This is a genomic window from Aminobacter sp. P4_H6_2, assembly GCF_056400805.1.
Map to the genome: position 1 here is coordinate 1 of NZ_JBFUKO010000868.1, position 1,776 is coordinate 1,776.

The following is a 1,776-nucleotide window of genomic DNA, read 5'->3' on the forward strand; positions in this document are numbered from 1 at the left end:
GACGATCTGCGCGTCGCTACTGCTGGTGAAGTTGGCCCCGACACTCAGCGTGTCCGTACCGCCGCCGCCATCGATCAATCGATCCGCCTGATCGGCGACAATCGTGTCATTGCCGGTTCCGGCATAGATCGTGTCGACTCCGCCCTTGCCATCGATCGTGTCGCTGGCGTCGTTGCGGCCAATCAGGATCTCGCCGAGCGACGTGCCGTCGAGCGTATTCTTGCCGGCCTGGGTGCGATCGATCGTCACCACAGCACTGTCCGGCGCCGCGCCGTTCTGGCCATTGTAGGTGAACGATCCGCCGGCCGTTGCGTCGTCCGTAAAGGTGACGTTTCCGCCTCCGCGCGTCGCGCTACCGCCGATAGCAGGGTTGGTCACACTCGAAATGGTCGATCCGGCGTCGTCATTGGCGAGCAACGCTGCCTCGGAGATGACGATGCTGGTACCCGAGCCGCCACTGATGTTGGTTAGCACGCGGTCGCTATGCAGTGGGTTTGCGTCGCCGTCGACCGTTTTCAATGCAATCGATAGTTTGGCGGTTGTGCTGTCGCCATCTGCATCCGTCACCTGGTAGGTGAAGGTTTCGGACGCCCCCACCGGAAGCGTGCTGCCGTCTGTGTAGGTGTAGGTGCCATCCTTGTTGATGACCAGCGTGCCGTATTGGCCCGCCATCTGGAAGTTGCCGGCGCCGTCGGCCGTATTGTCGGTGTTGCCGACGCGGGTAATTGCGGTGACGAGCAACGGGCCGTCAGCACCCTTAGAGTCGTTGTCAATGACGTTGCCAGTCTTCGTGATGCTGGTCGAGTCGGACGAGACGAAGCGAACCGCAAGTTGGTAGTTGTTGCTTCGTCCTTCATAGGTCCGCACGGTCGAGACGATGTTGTTCTGCTCATCGACGAAACCACGTACATCCAAAGTATAGTTCTGCCCGTCGATGTTCACGGTCGCCGTCTGCGTGGTGATCGTGATGACGTCGCGGTTTTGTTCGGCCGTTCCGTTGTTCGGCGTTTCGTTGTGCGCGAAATTGATTTCGATCGGACCAACCAGAACCGGCTCGCCATTGATGATCGCGGTGAAATTGACCGTCAGCTTGGCGCTCGAAATGCTCGTGCCGCTGTCGATCGACTGATTGTAGTGGGTGAACGTACCAAGATAAAATGTCTGGTTGGTCTGGAGATTGGCCAGATTGGCCGGTGCGGCGTCAACAAAGCCGTAGCCAGACTGTCCACCGTCGCCCCATTCAACAAGATCGGCAGCACCATCGTTATCGCGGTCGGTGTACTCGATATCCTCGCCACCCGTTAGGATTTGCCACCGCGCGACGACGGACCCGACGTCGAGATCGTCGACTACGATATTCAGTGAATCGCTGTCATTGTTTGCAATTGGCGTGTCGTCGTCGATGGTGATCGTCAGCTTTCCGGTAGCGCTCTCAGCCTGAGCGTCGGTCACGCGGTAGGTGAGATCGATGACAGCATCGTTCTCGCCGGAGCCAGCTGCGTGGAGCACCGGCTTAAGCAAGGTGAAGACGTAGTTCCCGTTACCGGTATCCACCTGTACGGTGAAGACTACACCGCGGGCCGAGGTTGCCATCAGCGTGTCGGTATTGGCATCCCAACTGTAGCTGACCTGCTCAGTGCCCACCATGCCCGTCGTTCCCTGCATGGGCAGGAAATTGATAGGATCGGTAGTCGCCGGCGCATCGCCGTTGAAGGAATGTGTCAGCGTGCCGGTTGCCGTTGTCGCCTGGCCGGAGACGTCGCCACTGCTCGAGCC

At 59.4% G+C, this 1,776-nt stretch carries 1 protein-coding gene; it reads right to left on the bottom strand.

What is annotated here, in order from left to right:
* Positions 1-1,776, bottom strand: a 1,776-nt coding sequence (locus tag AC1DUU_RS31130) for a choice-of-anchor K domain-containing protein (protein WP_476787164.1), incomplete at both ends; no start/stop codon positions are given.